General features: G+C 67.5%; 6 protein-coding genes and 1 pseudogene. 4 read left to right on the plus strand and 3 right to left on the minus strand.

Annotation, left to right across the window (positions count from 1 at the left end; all coding sequences use genetic code 11):
* The 3 genes from H926_RS26060 to H926_RS0106905 form a co-directional block, all read left to right on the plus strand.
* The coding region (locus H926_RS26060; protein WP_043608315.1) for a trehalase family glycosidase at positions 1-408 on the plus strand (408 nt) is incomplete at its 5' end.
* 135 nt (positions 409-543) lie between these two features.
* Entirely contained in the window at positions 544-906 is a 363-nt protein-coding gene (locus tag H926_RS0106900; protein WP_022675650.1) for an antitoxin Xre/MbcA/ParS toxin-binding domain-containing protein, read from the plus strand.
* 2 nt (positions 907-908) lie between these two features.
* Positions 909-1,448 carry an RES family NAD+ phosphorylase gene (locus H926_RS0106905; RefSeq protein ID WP_022675651.1) on the plus strand — a complete coding sequence of 180 codons (540 nt, stop codon included), beginning with the start codon at positions 909-911 and terminating at the stop codon, positions 1,446-1,448.
* Positions 1,449-1,555: 107 nt separating this feature from the next.
* On the opposite strand, the gene H926_RS0106910 is transcribed toward H926_RS0106905, so the two are convergent.
* Genes H926_RS0106910 through H926_RS0106920 form a run of 3 tightly spaced genes read right to left on the minus strand, consistent with a single transcriptional unit; the run spans position 1,556 to position 5,003 of the window.
* A complete protein-coding gene (locus H926_RS0106910) occupies positions 1,556-2,611 on the minus strand; it encodes an alpha/beta fold hydrolase (RefSeq protein ID WP_022675652.1) in 1,056 nt (351 codons plus the stop codon).
* 17 nt (positions 2,612-2,628) lie between these two features.
* A complete protein-coding gene (locus tag H926_RS0106915; RefSeq protein WP_022675653.1) occupies positions 2,629-4,110 on the minus strand; it encodes a carnitine 3-dehydrogenase in 1,482 nt (493 codons plus the stop codon).
* The gene (locus H926_RS0106920) at positions 4,110-5,003 is read right to left on the minus strand and encodes a 3-keto-5-aminohexanoate cleavage protein (RefSeq protein WP_022675654.1); all 894 of its coding nucleotides are present in this window, start codon (positions 5,001-5,003) and stop codon (positions 4,110-4,112) included. Before H926_RS0106920 ends, H926_RS0106915 begins: the two co-directional genes overlap by 1 nt.
* 112 nt (positions 5,004-5,115) lie before the next feature.
* Between H926_RS0106920 and H926_RS26065 the strand changes: the two are divergent.
* Positions 5,116-5,375 (plus strand): annotated as a pseudogene (locus tag H926_RS26065) (hypothetical protein); the annotation flags it as partial.

Genomic DNA, 5,375 nt, shown 5'->3' on the forward strand with positions numbered 1-5,375 from the left:
GTTTCGGCTGCCACGCTCTATCCGCTGTTCGTGGGCCTGGCCCGGCCCGATCAGGCGCAGGCCGTGGCGCGGCTGGTGCGCGCGCAATTGCTGGCACCGGGCGGCTTGCGCACCACGCCGCTGCGCACCGGGCAGCAGTGGGACGATCCCAACGGCTGGGGACCCCTGCAATGGATCGCCCACGAAGGCCTGCTGCGCTATGGCGAGGGCGATCTTGCCGCCACGATCGCGCGCGCGTGGCTGGGCACGGTGCAGGCCGCCTATGACAGCACCGGCAAGATGCTGGAAAAATATGACGTGGAAGCCCATGCGCCGGGCGGCGGCGGGGAATATCCGCTGCAGGATGGCTTTGGCTGGACCAACGGCGTGACGCGGGCTTTTTTGGAGCGGTACGGGGATCAGCGCTAGGGTTCGCACCACCCCCAACCCCCTCCTCTTCAGAGGAGGGGGTTGGGGGTGGTGAAAACCTAAGCCGACCCCACCTTGCAAATCCGCCATTGCCGCGTATATTGCCCCTATATCGCGGCAATTGGTGAGGCGGGCGTGGCTACGGCGTTTCTGGTGGATGTGGTGGGGCAAGGCGGGGCGGTTTCGCCCGATGTCGTCTCGGGCCGTCTGCGCATCACCAAGACCGAACTGGCCCATGCCCTGGGCCTGTCGCGCGACAGTGTGTCCAAGGCCAGCCGCGTGGCATCGCCCGCCACGCAGAAGCGGCTGCGTGACATGGTGGAGATCGTCAACCGCGTGATCCCCTGGGCCGGTTCGGAACTTGCCGCCTTTGCCTGGTATCGGTCGCAGCCGCTGCCTTCGTTCGGGGATCAGACGGCAGAGGATATGGTCCACGCCGGGCGGGGGGAAGCGGTGAAGCGCTATCTCAGCCGCATGGCCGAGGGCGGCTTTGCCTGATCGTGGCCGATCCGTTGCCGTTCAGCCGCCTGAGCGGCGCCGTCTATCGCGCGCATCATCCGCGCTGGGCGTTCGATCCGGTTTCGGGAGAAGGCGCGGCGCGCCACGGCGGGCGCTTCAATCCCGTGGGCATGCCCGCGCTCTATACCGCGCTGCGCCCGGAAACCGCCTGGCTGGAAGCGCAGCAGGGCTTTGCCTTCAAGGCGCAGCCGCTGACGCTGTGTTCCTATGACGTGGATTGCGCCGATCTGGTGGACCTGACCGACACGGCCACGCTGGCGGCCTTGGGCGTGGCCCCGGCTGACCTGGCCTGCGCCTGGGAAGACCTGGCCGATCGCGGGCACACCCCGCCCACGTGGCACCTGGCAACGCGGCTGGCGTCGCAGGGCGCGGCCGGGGTGATCGTGCCCAGCTTTGCCCATCGCGCCCAGGCCGACGATCGCAACGTTGTGTTCTGGACCTGGGCCGATGCGCCGCCGCACCAGGTGCGCGTGGTGGACGACCATGGCCGCCTGCCGCGCGACGACAGTTCCTGGCGCTAGAGCGCGATCGACTTTGACTGCGTCAAAGCCGGCGCTCTAGCATTTTTATTTGCCGCATTTTCCGAGTCGGCAGGTGATTCCACCTGCCTTGAAAATGCTCTTGGCCTTCAATTCCTTGCCTGCCATGCGCACAGGCCCAGGCTGGCACCCTTGGCCAGCGCGGCGGGCACCTTGGCATCGGCCAGGGCTGCGCTGTGTCCGCCCTGGCACACCACGGTTTGCCCGGTGATCCCGGCCAGTTCGATCAGCACCTGGTCCCAGTGGCGATATTGCACGTCGTGCGCTTCGCCGGGATAGACACGGAAGGCGACCACGTTGGGGAAATGGTGGTGCCAGTATTCCGCCTGGTCCAGCGTGACCAGCGGATCGGCACCGCCCTGGTAGATGTGCACCGGCGCGGTAACCCTGGAAACATCGGGCGCCGCGCCGCAATAGCGCAGCATCTCGGCCGCTTCGGGCAGGGGATCGCCCATTTGCCCGCGAATGAAGAACGTGCGCGCGCCTTCCTCGAACGCGCGATCGGCAAAGCCGGGGATGCGCCGCGTCGGGCTGGTGGCGGGAAAGGCCCACCAGCTTTGCGGGTTCTGCACTTGCCCGGCAAGGGATTGCGCCAGCGTGGCCAGCGGCACGCCGCATTGCCGCCCCTGCGGATTGGTGGCGGCGGTGGCCAGCATGTGCAGGCTGATCACGCGATCGGGCATCGCCCCGGCCACGGCGGCCATATAGGGGCCACCGCCCGAAATCGCCACGCCGGCAAAGCGCTGCACCGCCAGGTGATCGAGCACGGCGCGCACCTCGCTGGCATAATCGGCATAGGTCCACCCCGGCTGATAGGCGGTATCGCCAAAGCCGTTGCGCTCCACCGTGATGAACCGCAGTTTTAGCGCGACGCGCAGGCTCTTGAGGAAATCGGTCATCCCGCTGGCCCGCGCGCTGGTGCCGGTGCCGCCGATGAACACCACGCTGCGCCCGCCCAGATCGCCGCTGTCGGTGAAATGGACCACGCGCCCGCCTGGCATGGTCAAGGCCTGGACCGCCGGCCCGAAATCGTCGAAGCGATCGGGCAGCGGCGGGACCATTGCGGCGGGCTGGGCTGGTGCTTTGGCAAGGCCCGGGGTTGCGGCCGTGGCCGCCAGAAGAAACGCGATCATCAGGCGGCGCATCGGTCTTTCCTTTCTGTTCAGCCCAGCGATATCCGGCGGCCGGCGCCATCGGGAACCGGCAGATCGGCCTGCGCCGTTGCCAGTTCCGCCATGCGCGCCGCCGGCACGCCGGTGGCCGGCCCGGCCCGGCCGGTGTCCTTGCTGACATGCAACAGCATCTGTTCGGCCGTGGCCACCAGTTGCCCGTCGCTGCCGCGAAACAGGCTGTGGAACACGTGGGCGCGCTTGGCATCGGCGCCCAGGATCTGCGTGGCGGCCACCAGGCGATCCCCGGCATGGGTTTCGCCCAGATGGCGGATGTGGGTTTCCACGGTGAACCAGCTGCCGGCCTGCGCCAGGTAGGCCGCATCCACGCCGATGTGCCGCAGCAGCGCATCGGTGGTATCGCCAAACACCTGGAGGTAGCGATGCTCGGTCATGTGGCCGTTGTAATCGATCCATTCCGGCGCCACGTCGGTGGCGTGGAGGGCCAGGGGCCGGCGCTCATCTATGCTGCTGGCGAGCGGGGCGGGGGCCTGCTCCATCAGGCGGCGGGCATAGCTGGCGAGGGTTTGCCCAGCGCCGTAATCCTGCCCGCGCAGGCCCGAAAGCACGGCGATCAGGCAATCGTCGCGCTGGCGCTCCAGCGCGCGGATCGACATATCGCCGGCCTGGTCGTCAGACTGCGCGGCAACCGCGTCGATCAGCTCCTGCGTCAGTTCAGGCGCTTCGAGCTTGGTCCACGGCAGTTTCAGCGCGGGGCCGAACTGCGCCAGGAAATGGCGCATCCCAGCCTCGCCGCCAGCCATGCGATAGATCAGGAACGTGCCCATGAACGACCAGCGCAGCCCGGCGCCAAAGCGGATGGCGTCGTCGATTTCCTCGGTCGTGGCCACGCCGTCGTTCACCAGCCACAGCGCCTCGCGCCACAGGGCTTCGAGCAGGCGATCGGCGATGAACCCGTCGATTTCCTTGCGCACATGCAGCGGGTGCATGCCGATGGCCGAATAGAAGGCGGCGGCGCGGTCCCTGGTTTGGGTTGAGGTCTGGGCGCCGCCGCAGATTTCAACCAGCGGCAGGAGGTATACCGGGTTGAAGGGATGACCCACGACCATCCGCTCGGGATGGGCCATGCCCGATTGCAGGCGTGTGGGCAAAAGGCCCGAGGTGGACGAGCCGATCACCACGTCGGGCCGCGTGGCGGCGTCGATGCGGGCCAGGATCGCGATCTTGAGGTCTTCGCGTTCGGGCAGGCTTTCCTGCACGAAATCGGCATCGGCTACGGCGTCTTCGACGCTGCTGGCCAGGCGCAGGTGACCTTGCGCGGGCAGGGCGCCGGGCACCAGCTTGTCCCAGGCGCGGCGCGCGGCGGCGAGCACGGTCGTCACCTTGCGTTCGATTTCCGGATCGGGATCGAAGATCGCAACGTCGATGCCGTTGAGCAGCATCCGCGCCGCCCAGCCGGCGCCGATCACGCCACCGCCGACCAGCCCCGCCCGGGCGATGGAGGGCGCCGCCATTACGCCACCTTCCGCAGCTTGAGCTTTTCCCGCACCTCGGCGGGGCCCATCACGCGCACGTTCATCGCCTCGATGATGGTGCGCGCGCGGGTGACCAGATCGGCGTTGGAGGCCTTGACCCCGCGCGAGAGATAGAGGTTGTCTTCCAGGCCCACGCGGACGTTGCCACCGGCCAGCACGGCCATGGCCACGAACGGCAGCTGCCGCGCGCCGATCGAAAAGGCCGAGAACGTGGCGCCTGGCGGCAGCTGGTTGACCATCGCCATGGTCGTGCCCGGATCATCGGGCGCGCCATAGGGGATGCCCAGGCACAGCTGGATCATCACCGGATCATCGAGCAGGCCTTCCTTGATCAGGTCTTTGACAAAGACCAGGTGGCCGAAATCGAACACTTCCAGTTCGGGCCGCACGCCCAGTTCCTGCACTTTGGCCGCCATGGCGCGCAGGTGGCTGGGCGTGTTGGTCATCACATAGTCGCCCAGCGAAAAGTTCATCGTGCCGCAATCGAGCGTGCAGATTTCGGGCAGAAGTTCCACCACATGGGCCAGCCGTTCCATCGGGCCGACCATGTCGGTGCCCACCGGATTGAGCGGCAGGGGATTTTCGCCCGCGCCGAACACCACGTCGCCGCCCATGCCGGCGGTCAGGTTGATGATCACGTCGGTATCGGACTCGCGGATGCGCTCCACCACTTCGCGATAAAGCGCGACATCGCGGCTGGCCTGCCCGGTTTGCGGATCACGCACATGGATGTGGGCAATCGCGGCGCCGGCCTTGGCCGCCTCGATCGAGGCCTGCGCGATCTGCGCCGGCGTGATCGGCAGGTCGGGATGACGGCTGGCGGTGTCGCCCGAACCGGTAACCGCGCAAGTGATGAACACGTCGCTCTGCATCGCAACTCCCCCGTGCTGATGATGCCAGCATGCGGCAGGTGCCGCGAAAATTTGACGCTGGAAACGACACAGATGATGCAATTTGCGACGCAGCGTGTTTTCCTGCGCGGCGATGACCGAACCCGCGATCTCCCCGCCTGAACGAATCGATTTCCTGCTGGTGGAGGGCTTTTCCGCCCTGGCGTTCTTTTCCACGGTGGAGCCGCTGCGCGTGGCCAATCGCCTGGCCGCCCAGCCGCTGTTTGCCTGGCGCCTGCATTCCGCCGATGGCGAGCCGGTGGCGGCATCGAGCGGGATGCGCGTGGTGGTCGATGCGCCGCTGGCTGCGCTCGATCCGCCGGGCACGCTGATCGTGTGCGCCGGGTTTCATCC

The organism is Novosphingobium sp. B-7, from assembly GCF_000410615.1.
GTDB classification, from domain to species: Bacteria; Pseudomonadota; Alphaproteobacteria; order Sphingomonadales; family Sphingomonadaceae; genus Novosphingobium; species Novosphingobium capsulatum.

Excerpts from the sequence above, each read along its gene's own strand:
- H926_RS0106915 (WP_022675653.1), bottom strand. The coding sequence starts at position 4,110 with ATGGCGGCGCCCTCCATCGCCCGGGCGGGGCTGGTCGGCGGTGGCGTG.
- H926_RS0106920 (WP_022675654.1), bottom strand. The coding sequence starts at position 5,003 with ATGCAGAGCGACGTGTTCATCACTTGCGCGGTTACCGGTTCGGGCGAC.
- H926_RS0106910 (WP_022675652.1), bottom strand. The coding sequence starts at position 2,611 with ATGCGCCGCCTGATGATCGCGTTTCTTCTGGCGGCCACGGCCGCAACC.